This window comes from Kitasatospora sp. NPDC088783 (assembly GCF_044750705.1).
Classification (GTDB): Bacteria; Actinomycetota; Actinomycetes; order Streptomycetales; family Streptomycetaceae; genus Kitasatospora; species Kitasatospora fiedleri.
Genome location: NZ_JBIVKJ010000004.1, coordinates 144,477 through 159,347 on the forward strand (window position 1 = coordinate 144,477; position 14,871 = coordinate 159,347).

The window sequence follows — 14,871 nt, forward strand, 5'->3', positions numbered from 1 at the left end:
CGGCCGCCTCGGGACCTAGCCCAACTTGCAGTCGAGCGGTTCACGCTGGCCTCCTGTCAGCCCCGCGCCCGGGCCGTGTGCCGGGTCGTGCGCGCAGGTCTGGCCTCCCGGCCGACGGGCCCCCGGCGTGGGCGCCGGGGGGCTGCCGACCGGAGAGGTGGTCAATCCTCTGCGGCCTCTTCGTCGGCCGGCGGCGCCCACTCGGCGGGCAGGTGCTTGAGCTGGGTGCGCGCTTCGACGCGGTCGGCGCCGTGCAGCTTCATCCAGAACGGATGCGCCCACACTGCCTGGGACGCGGCCTGCTCCGCCTCCAGCAGCAGGCGGCCCTCCTCGCGCTGGGCATCGCTCCACCCGGGACCGCCCGGCAGCACGGTGCCGCTCTTCGTCTCGATGTCAGCCTGCGGCTCGACCCACCGCGGTGCGGCGGTGATGAACGTGGTCCGCTTGGCGGCGGCTTCCTGGTATGCGCGCTGAGCCGCGACCAGGTCTGAGGGGAACGGGAAGTGCTTCGTGGGCTTGCTCACGGGGACGAATCGTACGTCCGGCCGATGCGCCCGGCCGGGGTGCCCCGCCGGACGCCGAGGCTTGTGATCATCGCTGAGCTGCTGCCCGCGGCACTACGAGCGACAGGTGATCTGCACCACTTGGCGGCCGAGGCCAGGGCCTCGCCGCCTCAGCGCCGAAGTCCGCGCCGAGCAAGTGCGCCAACCGGCATCGGCGCTCTGGCTGTGGAAGTGCCGGGGGGCCGCCCCGCGTCTGCGGCGGGCATCACACTCCTGCTGTGGGGCGGCACCGGAATATCCTTCGTAGGCTGACAATATGTTCCTCTTCGAGTCCTACCCCGACGCCGTGCCCGTCGACGGCCTCGCCTGCGCGGTGCGGGCGTCCGTGCCGGAGCCGGACGACGTTGTGGTCGCCGGCGAAGGCGCGGTCGACCGCTGGCTCGCCGAGGGCCGGCCGGTGCTGCGGGTCACGCCGCACGGACTGCTCGACCCGCGGCGCTGCGGCGGCGCCTTCACCGCGAGGTGGTCCGTGCCGTCGCTGTGCGCACAGCGCGAGGAAGGAGGGCGCGGCGCCTGCCCGAGCTGCGTCGATCGGATCCTGCGCGAGGAGGTGCTCGGCGAGTACGGGCGGGGTTCGGCCCACCTGTGGTGGCGGGAGCTGTCCCCGGCCGTCACCGTGGCGGCGGACCCCGCCGGCGTCGAGGCACTGCTTGGCCTGTACGGGGCCAGGTCGCCCGAGGCCGCAGTGGATCAGCCGTCGATCGCCTTCGCTGGCACCCGGTAGGAGTTGGCCGCCCGGGAGGCCGGGGCTGGTGCGGACTCAGGTTCGCGTGGAGCGGGAACCGCTCGATACCCGCCGAATCCAGTAGCGGCCCTCGTCATCCCGGTCCAGGACCCCGGACGTGTGCAGGTGGCTCATTCGCGCCCGCACACTTCCCGCTGGGCGGTAGACCCCCTCGGCGGCCAGCAACTGCTTGACCTCGGCGGGCCTCAACGCCCGGCCGCTGCGTAGTACGGCCAGGATCGCCGCCTCCATGCCGATCCGCTCAGAGGTGCCGGCGGGGACGGGGCCCGGCTCCGGGTTGCCGATGCCGGTGTACCGGTCCAGGTCGAGCAGCGTCTGGCTGCTGTACCGCAGCCGTGTCTCGACATCGGCGAGCCTCGCCGCTGCGGCATCATGTGCCTGCCGGTACTCGGCGGCCGATGCGTCCAGTTCCCGGACGTGGGCCCGCAGCTGCTCGCGGAACTCCGCCGTGGAGCTACCGGCACGAGGTGATCCCACCGGCCCCATCCCCCCATCTGTTTCGGATCGGTTCCTCTACGGCCGTTCCCGATCGCCGATGAGCGGGATCGGACCCCTGTTCGGCTGCACTTGGCTGCCGAAACGCGGAGGATTGCGCGGGGCCTTCCAAGGCGACCGCCGGCCTGCCGACACGCTACGTTTCCTGCAACGGCCTTGCCCCGCTGTGGGGTTGCCCCGCCCGGTGTCATCACCACCGGGACGGGGCTGTTCGGGCCAGTCACGGAGGTATGCCACCCATGTATGACCGACCCGCTTTTGGACGGGCCCTGCCCGAGGTGTTCGCCCACGCTAGCAGGGGTGAGGGCCCCTTCGCGGGATTGCGCGAAGTCCGGGCCTGGCGTGGGGCGGTGCAACTGCACGCCCTGCTCGCCCCGTTGGTGCTCGCCTGGGCGCTCCTGTCGCACGCCGAGGCGGAGTGGGCGCGTGCGGCGCTGATCCTCGGTGTGCTGAGGATGTGCCGCAGCACCGGCATCGAGTGGATCCGGGCCCGCCGGTTCTGAACTCGGCCCCGCAGACCGGCCCGGGCACCAGCCGGTGCCCGGGCCGGCTGCCGCACTCGCCCTCTCCTTGCGCCCTCGCGCGCACCTTCGCGCCCCTGTCCGCGCCAGCGGCCCAGTGTGTCCCTCCCGAACTCGACGCCGAACGGAGCCCCGGTGTCCATAGACCCTGTCGGCTACGCCGCTTTCGTCGAACTCCACTGTGACCATTACGAGAGGTACGCGCGGGCACGCCTGGGCGACGCCCGCCTCGCCGAGCAGGTCGTCGCGCTCGTCCTGCGCCGGGCGAAGTCGCACTGGGCGTGGGCGCTGCGCGGCGACCCGGCCGCCTTCACCTGGCAGGTTCTGTGCGAGGCCGTCACCCTGGCGCGCAAGGACGCGCCGGCCTCCTTGTCGGACGGCCTGCACCGCGCCATGCCCGACCGGGCCGCGGACGCCGCGCTGCTGCACGAGTCCCTCGGCCTTGAGCCGGCCGCGGCGGCCGCGCTGATGGGGCTGGAGGAGCCCGCGGTGCACGCCCAGCTGAAGGCCGCCCGCCGCTGGCGCAGCGGCCGCGGCGGCGCAGGGGGCGCCTGACGCGCCGCCGACCACCCCCGAGAGCCCGGCGGACCGGCCATCTGTGCCCCGGTTCGCCAGGCTATTCGCCATGCTTCGCTACCTTCACCCGCGCGTGTGGTTTCGGCTTCTCGCGACCCGGCATAGTATGACGCGGCGTCATAATGGTTTGCCAGTAAGAACGTTCGTCTCACTCAGGGGGTAGCGGATGGGCCGGGGCGAAGTCGACTGGCAGGAGCCTATTGACAGGGGCAGGCCAAGCGCCGCGCGGATGTACGACTTCCTGCTCGGCGGGAACCGCAACTACCCGTCCGACCGGAGGGCGGTCGCCGAGTTATTGAAGACCGCGCCCAGCACCCGGGAGCTGGCGCTCAACAACCGGAGCTTCCTGATCCGGGTGGTACGCCACATCGCCCGGGAGTACGGCATCAGGCAGTTCATCGACCACGGCTCGGGCCTGCCCACCCAGAACAACGTCCACGAGGTCGCCGAAACCGTTCACCGCGACGCGAGGGTGGTCTACGTCGACAACGACCCGATGGTCCTCGGCTACGGCAGAGCCGTCCTCGACGAGAGCCCGAACGCGGTGATCCTCGACGCCGACATGACCGACACCCACGCGATAGCGGCCGGCCTCGCGGGCCGCATCGACCTGAGGGAGCCGGTCGCCGCGCTGTTCGTCTCCGTGCTGCACTGCATCCCCGACGACAAGGACCCCAAGGGCATGATCGCGCGCACGGTGGCCATGCTCCCCGCGGGCAGCGTCGTGGTGATCTGCCAGCTGGTCAGCGAAGACGCCCACGTCCGCGACACGGTGACCGAGCTGATGCGGCAGCAGACCGGCGACAAGTGGGGACGCGTGCGGACCAAGGCCGAGGTCCAGGACTTCTTCGACATCGACCGGCTCGCCATCGAGAAGCCCCCCGGCCTGCTGGACGTCACCGACTGGCACCCCGACGAGCACACTCCCGCCCGGCAGGAATCCTCCGAGTGGATCGAGTACGGGGGGCTCGCCCGGGTCCTGTGAACCCGGACGAGCCCTGGACCCGCTGGCGCGGGTCCGCCCTATCGCATACGGAACTTGGCCTCCAGCAGGGCGCTCTCGATCAACTGGCGGCTCTCCCGGTATCCGGGGGCCCGCATGAGCACGTTGTCGATGAGATCGTCGAGGTCCACGTAGTCCGGATCGGCGACCTCCGCACCGTGGAGCGGCCCGCGGTGGAAGCTCGCGTTGCGGCCCGTCTCGTTGTAGATCACATCGGGCACCGGCAGCTCCGCCAGGCTCCTGCGGAACCCGAGCCTGGCCAGGGTGGTGATCGGCACGGCCAAGGGGTTGCGCCGACTCATCACCCGGATCCCGATCGGCAGGTCGCGGGCGTTCACGAGGTCGAGCAGGAACTGCAGTTGGTCGGCCAGTGCCTCGGGCTGTCCGAAGTCCCGCCAGAGCACGGCCTCGTCCAGGAAGAACCTCGCTCTGGTCTGATTCAGGATCAGCCGCCGCCCGAGATGGGTGCCGCGCTCGTCCCGGAGTCCGACGATCACCTCCTGGAGACCCTCGTCGCGCAGGCTGGCCGGCAGGGTGAAGCGAGTGACGAGCCGCGCGTACGCCTCGGTCTGCAACTGCCCCGATACGGCTTCGCGGTCCAGGACGAACTGTTCGGTAGTCGACTCTTCCAGCGAGGTCAGCCGCAGGATCGAGTCGGTCACCACCTCCCGGTGCCCGCTGCGGAACCTGGAGGCCCAGCCCTCCTTCGACGCGGCGACCGCCAGGTCGAGCAGGTGGTCGCGGTACTCGCCCGGCGCCACGCCCAGGGCGTTCAAAATGATGTCCAGCACGTGCGGCTTGTCGATGCGCACCTCGCCGCGCTCCAGGCGGCTGTAGTAGGAGGTGCTCACGCGCTTCCCGGTCGCCTCCACCACCTCGCTCTGCCTGCGCCTTCCGCGCAGTACCTCCAAGTGGGCGCCCAAGACCAGAGCGGACTCCGCCCAGGGTCGGTCCGCGCCGCCCCCACGGCCCGGAAAGAAAGTTTCGATGGGCATCAGGCCCCCCAAGTACGTGCTCTATCTCAGTCGTTGAGCTAACCGGATGAGTTTCGCACAAGAGGGGCCCGGATGCATATCAGTCAGCTAAGACGCGAATTTGCCCGGAGCCGACGGTCAGGCGGCCAGGTGATCGAATTCCCCGTTCCTGGCACCGTCCAGCAGTGCGTCGATCTCGTCGCGGTTGAACACCAGCGCCGGCCCGCCAGGGTGCCGGCTGTTGCGGACCGCCACCATGCCGTTGTCCAGCGGGCGCAGCTCCACGCACGAGCCGTTACCCACGCTGCGCTGGGCTTTCTGCCACGATCCTGCCGCCTCGATGGTGTCCGCCGCCATGCCGTTGAAGATCTCCACCATGATCTTTCCTCCATGATCGAATGACGCGCCGCCCCCATTGATCGTATTAACGGGAGCCCCTGTCGGGGGCCTGTGCAATCCCGTGCGGGATTGCGCAGGTCGAGCGAGATGAATCATTCACCGTTGCCATCGGGCAACGCCACTACACGATGGAGTGAATACCGGGGAATTCTGCACATCTATGACCGGCCTATGATCACACCCGCCATTTCCTTCCGGACCTCGATGGACGGCGGCGAGCCATCGCTCGCGAAGCGGCTGGCTGCCGCTTCCCCAGCGCGTCGGCCGGTTGGCTCCCGTGGCGGTGGCGGTGGCGCATCAGCGACTGCGGTCGGCGGCGGGGGGCTGGGCGGTCGTGCCGACTGCGGGTGGCGCCGGTTCGGCTCCGCGGGGCGTACTGCGGCGGCCGCTTGAGCGGAAGAGGGCAGCGTGCTGCCGCTTCGCCTCGGCTTCGGTGCCGGGCTCGGCGTCCATGAGGTCGTGCAGCAGTTCACGGGTCCGTTTGACCTGGACCTTGGTGTGGTGCCGGGGATCGCTGGTCTCGGCCGGCAGCGCGGCGATACCGTCGATGGTGTTCTCCAGTTCCTCCTTGGCGTAGGCCAGCATGGAGTGGACGGAGGCCAGCTTCGTCCATAGGTCGAAGACGGCCGGGGTGGTGTCAGGATCGTCGAAGTCGAGCCGGGCCCGGGTCCAGTCGGCGGTGGCGGCGACCAGCTCGGTGAGCTGGGGCAGCGGGCCGACCAAGGCGCGGGTCGTCTCCTCGACGATCGCGGCGACGTCGTCCGGGTGAGCCGACACTTCGAGCCGCGCGATCATGCCGGTCATGGAGTACGGGTCGGCGTCCGGCGGCGGGAAGTACCGGACATGCGGGGCCGGGCCGGGCCCTGGCCCGTAGGCGAGGCGGATGTTGTGCTGCATCGCGGCACCGACCGCCTCGCCGATCGATGAGTAGTGTTCAGGCACCGAGACCACCGCCGGAAGCCGGGAAAGTGCTGGTCACCGGGTGTGTCCTGTCTGTCGGGGCACTGCCGCCTGCGGGGGTGCGGCTGCAGGCGGAGTGGAGGCGGCCGCACCCCGGGCGGCGGCAGCGGGGGAAGTCGCGCGGGCCGCGTCGGCGGTTGTGGAGCGGGAAGCGGTGTCGGCGGGGGCGCCGTGGGACTGGGTGCGCTGCACCTCGTCGAGCAGGCCGGCCAGCTCGTCTTGGGCGGCGGAGACGATGTCCGCCGCGAAGCCGAGGCGGTCGGAGAGCGCGTACTGCTCGGGGTCGAGGTCGGTGGCCTGCTCGGAGGCGGCTTCCAGCATGTCGTGGACGCGGTCCAGGATGCCGCCGTCGGTGTCGAGCACTTGGTCGAGCGTCTCGGTGAGTTCGCCGAAGCTGGTGGCGCCGCGGATCTGGTTGGTGACCTGGAGGAGCTGCTCGCCGGCGGAGAGGCGGTGCCGGTCGGCGGTGCCGCCGGGCAGCGCGGTGTCGAGCCGGGGGTCGAGGTCGACGTCGTAGCGGGCGGCCCGGAGCATCTCGGCGGCGTGGGTGGCGATGGCGGCCCGGTCGGCCGGGGCGGTGTTGGCGGGCAGCCGGTGCTGGTGGCCGTACCAGCTGTCCTTCGCGATGAAGCCGGCGTGCCGGAGCAGGGCGAGGGACAGCGGGTCGCTGTATCCCTGGGCGACAACGGCGCCGTTCGGTTCGAGGGTGATGGTGATGGTGGGGGTGGGCATGCGGTAGTCCTGGGCGGTGGTGACGGAGGGGACGGAGCGGACCGGGTGGCCGAGGTCGGCGGCGATGCGGTGGCACTCGGCCTGTGCGTGGAAGGCATCCCGGTAGGTGCCGTGGATGGAGCCGTCCTCGCGGACGACGGTGGCGACGATGTGCACCGAGCGGTCGAGGTTGCGGATGGCCGCCCACCGGCAGCCGTTCGGGTCGCCGTCGGGGGTGAGGCCGGTCGCGGTGAGCAGGCGCCGGGCGACGTCGGCCCACTGGGCGTCGGTCAGGTCCGGCTGGCCCGGGTCGGATCGGACCGAGCACAGCCACACGGGTCGCTCGGGTGCTCGGGCACCGATCCGGGCGGCCGGGGCGTCCAGGACGCCACCGCCCAGGACCTCCCGGGGGTCGCCGAACAGCGGCAGTTGCTGGTCGGCGCCGCGGTAGTCGGCCCCGATCAGTCGGGGCCGCAGACGGAAGCGCGGGTCGTCGTCCCCGTACAGAACGGGGATGAGCGCGGCCGTGCTCGTGGCACGCCGCAGATGGGCGATCACGGTGTCCTCTCTCGAACGGGCGGTGGAACCGCTGGTCGGGTTGGGATGCGGGGCGGGGGAAGGGGCGGCACTGGCGGGGCGGCGGCCGGCGGTACCGGTCGCAGGGGACCTGGCGGGCCTTGGCCGTGACCGCCACGATGAGGATCGTGCCGACCCCGGCCCCAGCCCGCACCCCCACCAGCGGTCACGCGCCGGTTCGTCAGCGTGTTCTGCGGATGGCGTCGGTGGCGGCCTTGGCGATGGCGGCGGGAGCGCTGGAGGGCCGGGGCAGGTGGAGCAGGGTGGTCCCCGGCAGGTGGCGGGACCCCTTGTCGAGGGTGAGCTGGAGGACGGCGCAGCCGGCGGCGGTGAGACGTTTGATCCGGGCGACGGCCTGAGCGGTTTCGTCGTCGACGTAGCGGGCGTCGGTGACGATCACCAGGAGGCGGCCGGTGCCAGGGTGGCTGAGGTCGAGGCCGTGGTCGAGCGCGTCGAGGGCGGCGGCGAGGTTGTGGGCGCCGCCGTTGGCGGCGAACGTCGTCACGCGCTCCGGCGCCCGATGGGTGGGCCGGTTCAACGCGGTCAGGTTGTAGTCGTAGGCGATGGTGGCGGTTCGGGAGTCGGGATCGGTCAGGGCCGCTGCGCGGGCCACGATCCAGGCGGCGGACGCGACGGGTTCGCAGGCGGCACGCATGGAGCCGGAGACGTCCACCGCGATCCCCACCCGCAGCGGCGGGGTGGGGGAGTTGCGGCGGCGGGTGGCGGTGAACGGTTCCGCGGTGGGCACCGCGCCGACGGCGCGCTGGGCGTCGCGGGTTAGGGCCGCGCGCATGTTGAGGCGGCCGGGCGGGGTGGGGCTGGTGGTCCGCTCCTCGGTCCGCTCGCGGTAGGCGGCGGCGCGAAGGGCTCTGCTCAGGCGGGCGGCGGCGCTCTGCTCGGCGGCGGTGGGTCTGCGGCTGCCGGTGACCGGGTTGTCGTAGGGCGCTGGTGCGCCGTCGGGGCTGACGGTGGTGCCGTGGGGGTTGAAGACGGACCGGGCGGTGGCGGCGGCCTTGCGCCGCTGGTCGGCCTGCTGGGCGCGGCCCCGGGCCTGTGCTGCCGCCCGCGCTGCCAGGGCGTTGTTGGCGGCGGCTTGTGCCGCGAGGTCGGCGGCGTCGTTGGCGGCCGCGCTGTCCATGACCACCCCCACGGCGCCGGACAGCAGGTCGGTGAGGTCCTCCGGTGCGGGCCGGGTGGGGGCAGCGGTGTCCAGGGCGTCGCACCAGTTCGTGGCGTGCCCGAGCATGGTGGCGGCGTCGTGGTCGGCGCACCGGTGGGCCGCGGTCCAGATGCCGGTGAGGGTGGCCAGCAGGTCGGCGCCCAGGACCTTCTCGCACAGGTTGGCGACGGCTCTGGTCTCTCCGGCGTCCAGGATGCCGGCGTCCCGGCGGCCGAGGATGAGGGCTGCCACGCTGGCGGCGTGCTCGATGCCCTGGAGGCTGGGGTTGGCGATGTCGGGCATGACCAGGGTGCGGGCGCTGGTGCGCAGGTATGTGCGGTCGGTGGGCCGCCTGGTCAGGTGGGCGCCCTCGGCGCGGCTCTCCTCCAGCAGGAGCGCGGCCTCGACGACACGGGGATCTTCCGCGTCAACCTGCTCCGTCCACCGGGTGTGGGCGGCGTGGGCGGCCTCGTGGACGAGAACGCCCCAGGCGGCGGGGTAGCGGTTCTCGTCGCCCACGATCCGCGGGTGGATCTCGTGGGGCTGGAGGGGCTCGAACAGCGCGGCGTCGAACTCCACCTCCGCCAGGGCGGGGGAAAAGGCGGCCGGCGCGCCGGAGCGGGTGCCGGGGCGGCAGGTGACGAGCAGGTCCTGGCGGCCGGACAGGGCGACCAGCCGGTCGCCGAGTTCGGCTCCCACGCGCAGCCACGCGGCAGGTGAGGAGCGGCGCGGTGCGGGCGGGGCGCCGTCGTCGTCCCAGCGCGCGAGGTCGGCGTCGTCGTCGGGCGTGGTCGCGGGGGGCTGGAGGTGGTGGTGGGCGCTCACCGTGCGCGGCCCCGGTGTGCGGAGTTGGTGGTGCCCGGGGGCTGCTGGGCGGCCGCGGCGGTCGCGGCGGAAACTTGCTGGCCGAGGGTGAGGGGCGCGATCCCTTTGATGCCGACGGCCTTACGGACGGCGTCGGCGACGGCGTCGCGGTCCTCCAGCGGAGCGATGCCGATCAAGTTGCCGAGCGCGGCCTTGGTGCCGAGAACGGCCTCCGTCTTCTGGTAGGCGATCAGTTCGCGCAGTTGGGGGGCCCAGCCCAGTTCGCCGAGTTCGACCTGGCGGGCGAGGTTCCGGGCGACCCGGACTACCTGGGCGTCGATCTTCAGGGCCAGGGCGAGGTCGTAGTCGGTTCCGACCTTGATCTGCACGCCGAAGCGGGACGCCAGCGCGTCGGTCAGCACGGCGCCGTGCACGCCCGGGTTGTGGCCCGCCAGCAGGTAGAAGCCTGGCGCGGCCTTGATCGTCTCGCCCTTGTGGGCCTTGACCTGGATCTGGCGGCGCCCGTCCATCGCCGGGTACAGCGAGGCCAGCACTTTGGGCGAGATCAGGGTGGCGTCGTCGATCAGCAGGGCACGGCCCTCCTGCATGGCGGTGACCACCGGACCGTACTGGAAGACGTAGGCTCCCGCGTCGTCCTGCGTGTACTCGCCGATCAGGTCGCCGACCGTGGTGTCGCCGTCGCCGGCGACGGTGATCAGGTCGGGGAACGCGGCCTCCACCAAGCTCGTCTTGCCGGTGCCCGGGGGACCGTAGAGCAGCGCCGGCATGTCGGCGGCGCGTAGGCGGCTCAGCGCCACGACGTCGGGCAGGTCAGCCAACTCCCGGGGGTGGTAGAGCTGGCCTCCCGGGCGGCGGATCGGACCGCCCGGCTTGGGTGCGGGTGCGGGTGCGCTCGTGCGGGCCGTGGCCGCGGCGGCGCGCGGGGAGTGGGTTCCCGGCGGACTGATCACCGGCCTCTGCCCGGCGGCGGCGGTCTTCGCGTTCGCGCGGAACTGCTTCCCGGTGCCGACCCGGTCGGCCTCGCCGCGTTTCACCAGGGTCTCGACCGCTTGCACGACGGCGCCGCTGGAGTGGCCCAGTGCCTTGGATATCTGCGCGGTGGTGAGCGCGTACGACGGCCGGTCGGCCAGGAGTCGGGCGATCTTGGCTCGTAGCGCACCGGGCGGGGTGCGTGGTGGAGCGGGGGGCGGTGCGGGGGTGGTCAAAGCGAGGGTCCTCCAACGGGTGCGCGTACGGGCGGAGTTCGGTCAGGCGGGTCGGGATCGGGAACGGCTGGCCGCTGTGTGGTCGGAAGTGCCGGACGGGAGGTCGGGGCGGGGTGGCTGGAGAGGTGCGGTCGGCGCCCAGGGTGGGCGGAGCGGTGAGCGTGGGTGCGGACCCTGCGCTCGGGCGGCCGTCGCACGGCCGGTTCGGTCGCTGTCGGGGGCGGGCTCGGCTCGCGGTGCTGCGGGAGGCGGTTCGCGGTGCTCCTCGAAACGCTGCCCGGCCTGCTCCCACCAGGACTTCGCCAGCTCGTCACCCTCGCCTACCGCCCGGTGCTGGAAGCGGTGGCCGAGGATGCCGTTGGTGAGCGGCGCGAGGGCGTGGGGAACCGCGGCGGTGATCAGGTCGATGTGTGCGCGCTCGCCGAGGACGATCACGTCCGCGTCGTCCAGGGCCAGCCGTCGCACCTGCTCGCGGATGGTGTAGGCCCTCACCGACCTCTCGTCGCCCAACCGGACGTCGTAGTACAGGAGCATGCGGTTCGGCTCCACGAACCCGTGCAGGTCGCTGACGATGTAGGTCAGGCCCCGCTCGGCGGTCAGCGCGTCGGCGGCGGCGCGCAGGAAGTGGTGGTGGCGGCCGCAGTAGAGCTCGCCCGCCGGCAGCGCGTTGCGCCGACCGTCCTCGTTGGTCCCGGGGTCGGTCTTCTCGGCACCACCCGAGATCACCACGATCCTGCGGCGCGGGGTGTCCACCCCGTGCTGCTGGGCGTACGCCCGCCCGGCAGCTGTGAGGTGGATGTCCGGCGGGCCGAACAGCTCCTCGTACCGGTAGGTGCGGCCCCCTGCGGTGAAGGGGCGCATGTAGGCGAGCCCTTCACGCAGCAGGACCTTGTGGGTGCGTGCGTTGAAGCGGTTGGGGACCTGGTGGTCGGGGTCGCCGGCTGCCGCGATGACGGCTTCGTGGGGCTTGGCGGCGAGCTTGGGTGGGATCGGCAAACGGCTTCTCCGGGTTCGGACCCGGCGCGCGGTGCCGGGGCAGTTGTCGGGTCGGGCGGTGAGGGCGGGTTCGTGGGTCTGTCTGATCTCGACCTCGGAGTCGAACGGGCCGAGGACAGCCCTGGCGTAGGTCACCGGCGGATTGTCTGCGTACCCGGTCGACTCCGGAGTGCTGTGGTCGTCTGTCCGCGGTGGTTCCCGGGTACCTGTTGCGCCCGCGCGCCGGGGAGGGCGCCGGCCGGAGGCGGTACCCGGCTCGTCGTGAGTCGGCAGGCCGTGCTGGGTCAGGAGCGGCGGCGCAGGGGGTGGACGGTCGCCATCCGGTCGGTTGTGCCGCTCGGGGGGCCGGGGCGGGGCGGCTGGGACGGCCTGCTCGTGTCACGCCGGACGCGGGATTCCATCTTGGCGGCGAGTTGGCGCTGGCGGCGTTCGGTCGAGTGCTGGTAGATCATCGCGGCGCGCACCGTGGAGTGGCCCATGCGGACCATCAGGTCCTTCAGGCTGGCGCCCTCCTCGGCCAGCAGGTTGTTGCCGGTACCGCGCAGGTCGTAGAACGTGAAGTTGTCGGGCAGCGGTTCGGTCTTCTCGGCGGACTCCTCCTCGTCGGCGAGGACTTGCTCGGCGAAGCTGTCGAGGAGTTCCCGGAAGGCGGCGACGGCGTCGGGGAGGGTGGCGTGGTCCTGCGGCCCCTTCTCATCGAAGCTGTCGAGGAGTTCCCGGAGAGCGGCGACGACGTCGGGGAGGGCGACGTGGTCCTGCAGCTCCTGCTCGTCGAAGCTGTCGACGTTCTCCCGGAGGGCATCGTCGAAGCGCGGGAGGGCGACCAGGCCCCGAGGCGTCCTCCTCGGGGACTCGTGGGGAGCGAGGGGGATATCATCCGATCTGCCAACTTTTTCGCGTGCCTTGCGGAACTTGCGGCCGAAGCTCGTCGGGCGGAAGAGCCCGCCGCGTTCACCGACGAACAGGTATCCCTGCGGCCCAGGTTGGGCGAACCAGGCCATGTGCATGCGCAGGGGAACGTCGAGGAACGGCGGCAGGTGGACGATGCGCTTGCCGGCCCTCGACTTGGTGTCGCCGGGCGCCCGGTGGCCGCTGTTCAGGTGTGGCTCCGCCTTGTTGACCCGCAGGGTGCGCTTGTCCAGGTCGACGTCCTCGCGGCGCAGGGCGGCGAGTTCTTCGGGGCGCAGGGAGGCGAACGCGCCGAGGAAGATCATCAGCCGCCAGCGTGGGCCTATGTACTCGGCGAGTTCGAAGACCTGGGCGACGGTGGCCACCGGCCGCTCATCCGGGTGCTCCTCGCCCGCGCCCTTGATCCGGCAGGGGTTGCGGGGGATCGCCTCGTCGTCGGCGGCGGTCTGCATGATCGCCTTCAGCAGGCGGTAGGACTTGGCGACCGTGGTGGCGCCGGTGGTGGCCTTCTTCTTGGCGTGCCAGGTGCGCACCGCGGCGGGCGTGATCTCGTTGAGCGGGAGTTCGGCGAAGGTCGGCAGGATGTGCAGCCGCAGGAGGCGCTGGTACAGCTCTACGGTGAGCGGGACCAGGCCGCGCTCCTTCACCCACTTCGCGGAGAAGTCCTTGAAGAGGGCCTTCCCGGTGGTGGGGTCGATCCACGTGCCCTTGTGGATCTCGGCTTCGGTGACGGTGAGCCAGGCTTCGGCGTCGGACTTGGACTCGAAGGTGTGGGGGGCGTTGTGGGTGGTGCCGGCCGGATCGCGGTAGCTGGCTCCCCACCGGCCCGACTTGTGCTGGCGGATGTTGCCGAACCGCCTGCGGGTGGGTTCGGTCTTCTTGCGCGGGCTCAGCCGGCACCCCCTCCATGCCGGTCGCGCCGACTGCGGACGGCCTGGACGGTGCCAGCGGCGATGTAGGAGTCGAGGGTGCTCTGGGCGATGCGGACGTGGGCGCCCATCTTGACGAAGGAGATCCGGCGTTCGGCGATCAGGCGGCGGACGAACCGCTCGCCGGTGCCGAGGCGCTCGGCGACGTGGGCGACGGTGAGGTACTGCTCGGGCATGGGGGGCGGTGTCTTTCTGCGGGTGCCTCGGGGAGGGCTGCGTGGTCGGGGTGACGGTCCGGCAGATCGGGAAGAGGCGGGCCTGATGACAGGGCGGCTCTCTATTCCCTCCGGGAGGAAGTGAGACATCGGCAACATGGTCTGTTATGTGCCGATTTGGGCATGTAGGTTGGCCGGTCCATCCGCCGGAGCGGCCCGGTGGGGGAGAGGCGAGGGGAACCGACATGATGTTGCGGGTGTTCCGCCGGAGCGGGGACTCGGCGACGGAGCTGGCCGGCTCGGCCGTCGGGCTGGAGCGGCACCTCCAGGCGTTCGTCGAGCGGAACATGACGACGCTGCTGGGTATCCGCTTCCTCGACACGGAGGTCCGGACCGGTCCGCTGCACGGCGGCCGGATCGACTCGCTGGGCTTGGACGAGGACGGCAGCCCGGTGGTGGTCGAGTACAAGCGGGGACGTGACGAGAACGTGATCAACCAGGCCCTGTTCTACCTGGCTTGGCTGCGCGACCACCAGGATGCTTTCGAGGCACTGGTGGCGCGCCGCCTCGGCCCCGGGGCGGTTGCCGAGGTCGACTGGAGCAGCCCGCGGATCATCTGTATCGCGGCGGACTACTCCCGCTACGACGTGCACGCGATCGGGGAGATGAACCGGCGCATCGACCTGGTCCGCTACCGGATGTTCAGCGAGGAGCTGCTGACGCTGGAGCTGGTGGCCTCGGTCGCCGGGGGCGCGGCCCGCAGCGGCAGCGGCGCACTCGCCGTGGCGCGACCCACCGCCGAGCAGCGGCTTGCCGGCGCCGGGCAGGACGTGCGGGCGCTGTACGAGGATCTCGACGGCCGGCTGATCGGCTTCGGCGACGTCCACAGCGTCCAGCTCAAGCAGTACACGGCCTACCGCCGGGGCCCGAACTTCGCCTCGGTGAAGGTGCAGGCGCGTTCGCTGCTGGTCTACCTGCGCCTGGACCCGGGCGCTGTCGACCTGGTGGAGGGTTTCAGCCGGGACGTGCGCGGCATCGGTCACCACGGCACCGGCGACCTGGAGGTGCGGATCGCCTCGCCGGCGGCCCTGGTGCGGGCGGCGCCGCTGCTGCGGGCGGCCTACGAGGCGGTGGCGTAGCCGCTGCCGCGCCGTCGGCGTCTGCCGGAGG

At 71.8% G+C, this 14,871-nt stretch carries 16 protein-coding genes; 5 read left to right on the top strand and 11 right to left on the bottom strand.

Annotated elements, in window-relative coordinates:
* Positions 1 to 161 precede the first annotated feature (161 nt).
* On the bottom strand, positions 162 to 524 hold the full coding sequence (locus ACIP60_RS13035) for a hypothetical protein (protein ID WP_400682970.1): 363 nt from the start codon (positions 522 to 524) through the stop codon (positions 162 to 164).
* A 295-nt stretch (positions 525 to 819) separates the two neighbouring features.
* Between ACIP60_RS13035 and ACIP60_RS13040 the strand changes: the two genes are divergently transcribed.
* Positions 820 to 1,287 (top strand): hypothetical protein, encoded by a 468-nt coding sequence (locus ACIP60_RS13040; protein ID WP_400682972.1) that lies wholly within the window; start codon positions 820 to 822, stop codon positions 1,285 to 1,287.
* Between the two features lie 36 nt (positions 1,288 to 1,323).
* Here the strand turns inward: ACIP60_RS13040 and ACIP60_RS13045 are convergent, their stop codons facing one another.
* Positions 1,324 to 1,785: a hypothetical protein gene (locus tag ACIP60_RS13045; RefSeq protein WP_400682976.1), complete on the bottom strand. Its 462-nt coding sequence runs from the start codon at positions 1,783 to 1,785 to the stop codon at positions 1,324 to 1,326.
* Between the two features lie 368 nt (positions 1,786 to 2,153).
* Between ACIP60_RS13045 and ACIP60_RS13050 the strand changes: the two genes are divergently transcribed.
* The 3 genes from ACIP60_RS13050 to ACIP60_RS13060 all read left to right on the top strand — a co-directional run bounded on the left by ACIP60_RS13050 (position 2,154) and on the right by ACIP60_RS13060 (position 3,885).
* A complete protein-coding gene (locus tag ACIP60_RS13050; protein WP_400682979.1) occupies positions 2,154 to 2,306 on the top strand; it encodes a hypothetical protein in 153 nt (50 codons plus the stop codon).
* Between the two features lie 153 nt (positions 2,307 to 2,459).
* Complete coding sequence (locus tag ACIP60_RS13055; RefSeq protein ID WP_400682983.1) at positions 2,460 to 2,879, top strand: hypothetical protein; 420 nt, start codon at positions 2,460 to 2,462, stop codon at positions 2,877 to 2,879.
* Positions 2,880 to 3,066: 187 nt separating this feature from the next.
* Positions 3,067 to 3,885: an SAM-dependent methyltransferase gene (locus tag ACIP60_RS13060; RefSeq protein ID WP_400682986.1), complete on the top strand. Its 819-nt coding sequence runs from the start codon at positions 3,067 to 3,069 to the stop codon at positions 3,883 to 3,885.
* 38 nt (positions 3,886 to 3,923) lie between these two features.
* Here ACIP60_RS13060 and ACIP60_RS13065 read toward each other — a convergent pair whose 3' ends face one another.
* From ACIP60_RS13065 to ACIP60_RS13105, 9 genes are all read right to left on the bottom strand, one after another.
* On the bottom strand, positions 3,924 to 4,898 hold the full coding sequence (locus tag ACIP60_RS13065; RefSeq protein ID WP_400682989.1) for a Scr1 family TA system antitoxin-like transcriptional regulator: 975 nt from the start codon (positions 4,896 to 4,898) through the stop codon (positions 3,924 to 3,926).
* Positions 4,899 to 5,015: 117 nt separating this feature from the next.
* Positions 5,016 to 5,255: a DUF397 domain-containing protein gene (locus ACIP60_RS13070; RefSeq protein WP_400682991.1), complete on the bottom strand. Its 240-nt coding sequence runs from the start codon at positions 5,253 to 5,255 to the stop codon at positions 5,016 to 5,018.
* A 318-nt stretch (positions 5,256 to 5,573) separates the two neighbouring features.
* Positions 5,574 to 6,218 carry a hypothetical protein gene (locus ACIP60_RS13075; RefSeq protein WP_400682993.1) on the bottom strand — a complete coding sequence of 215 codons (645 nt, stop codon included), beginning with the start codon at positions 6,216 to 6,218 and terminating at the stop codon, positions 5,574 to 5,576.
* A gap of 33 nt (positions 6,219 to 6,251) precedes the next feature.
* Positions 6,252 to 7,505 (bottom strand): hypothetical protein, encoded by a 1,254-nt coding sequence (locus ACIP60_RS13080; RefSeq protein WP_400682996.1) that lies wholly within the window; start codon positions 7,503 to 7,505, stop codon positions 6,252 to 6,254.
* A gap of 199 nt (positions 7,506 to 7,704) precedes the next feature.
* Positions 7,705 to 9,507 carry a hypothetical protein gene (locus tag ACIP60_RS13085; RefSeq protein ID WP_400682999.1) on the bottom strand — a complete coding sequence of 601 codons (1,803 nt, stop codon included), beginning with the start codon at positions 9,505 to 9,507 and terminating at the stop codon, positions 7,705 to 7,707.
* Complete coding sequence (locus tag ACIP60_RS13090) at positions 9,504 to 10,649, bottom strand: AAA family ATPase (RefSeq protein ID WP_400684135.1); 1,146 nt, start codon at positions 10,647 to 10,649, stop codon at positions 9,504 to 9,506. Before ACIP60_RS13090 ends, ACIP60_RS13085 begins: the two co-directional genes overlap by 4 nt.
* Positions 10,650 to 10,754: 105 nt before the next feature.
* The gene (locus ACIP60_RS13095; protein WP_400683002.1) at positions 10,755 to 11,708 is read right to left on the bottom strand and encodes a DUF6884 domain-containing protein; all 954 of its coding nucleotides are present in this window, start codon (positions 11,706 to 11,708) and stop codon (positions 10,755 to 10,757) included.
* Positions 11,709 to 11,992: 284 nt separating this feature from the next.
* The gene (locus ACIP60_RS13100) at positions 11,993 to 13,510 is read right to left on the bottom strand and encodes a hypothetical protein (RefSeq protein WP_400684139.1); all 1,518 of its coding nucleotides are present in this window, start codon (positions 13,508 to 13,510) and stop codon (positions 11,993 to 11,995) included.
* On the bottom strand, positions 13,507 to 13,722 hold the full coding sequence (locus ACIP60_RS13105) for an excisionase family DNA-binding protein (protein ID WP_400684142.1): 216 nt from the start codon (positions 13,720 to 13,722) through the stop codon (positions 13,507 to 13,509). Before ACIP60_RS13105 ends, ACIP60_RS13100 begins: the two co-directional genes overlap by 4 nt.
* A gap of 227 nt (positions 13,723 to 13,949) precedes the next feature.
* Between ACIP60_RS13105 and ACIP60_RS13110 the strand changes: the two genes are divergently transcribed.
* Positions 13,950 to 14,840: a DUF5655 domain-containing protein gene (locus ACIP60_RS13110; protein ID WP_400684145.1), complete on the top strand. Its 891-nt coding sequence runs from the start codon at positions 13,950 to 13,952 to the stop codon at positions 14,838 to 14,840.
* Positions 14,841 to 14,871 lie beyond the last annotated feature (31 nt).

Coding starts and splice junctions, on each gene's coding strand:
- ACIP60_RS13040 (WP_400682972.1), top strand. CDS start 820: ATGTTCCTCTTCGAGTCCTACCCCGACGCCGTGCCCGTCGACGGCCTC.
- ACIP60_RS13060 (WP_400682986.1), top strand. CDS start 3,067: ATGGGCCGGGGCGAAGTCGACTGGCAGGAGCCTATTGACAGGGGCAGG.
- ACIP60_RS13065 (WP_400682989.1), bottom strand. CDS start 4,898: ATGCCCATCGAAACTTTCTTTCCGGGCCGTGGGGGCGGCGCGGACCGA.
- ACIP60_RS13070 (WP_400682991.1), bottom strand. CDS start 5,255: ATGGTGGAGATCTTCAACGGCATGGCGGCGGACACCATCGAGGCGGCA.
- ACIP60_RS13105 (WP_400684142.1), bottom strand. CDS start 13,722: ATGCCCGAGCAGTACCTCACCGTCGCCCACGTCGCCGAGCGCCTCGGC.
- ACIP60_RS13110 (WP_400684145.1), top strand. CDS start 13,950: ATGTTGCGGGTGTTCCGCCGGAGCGGGGACTCGGCGACGGAGCTGGCC.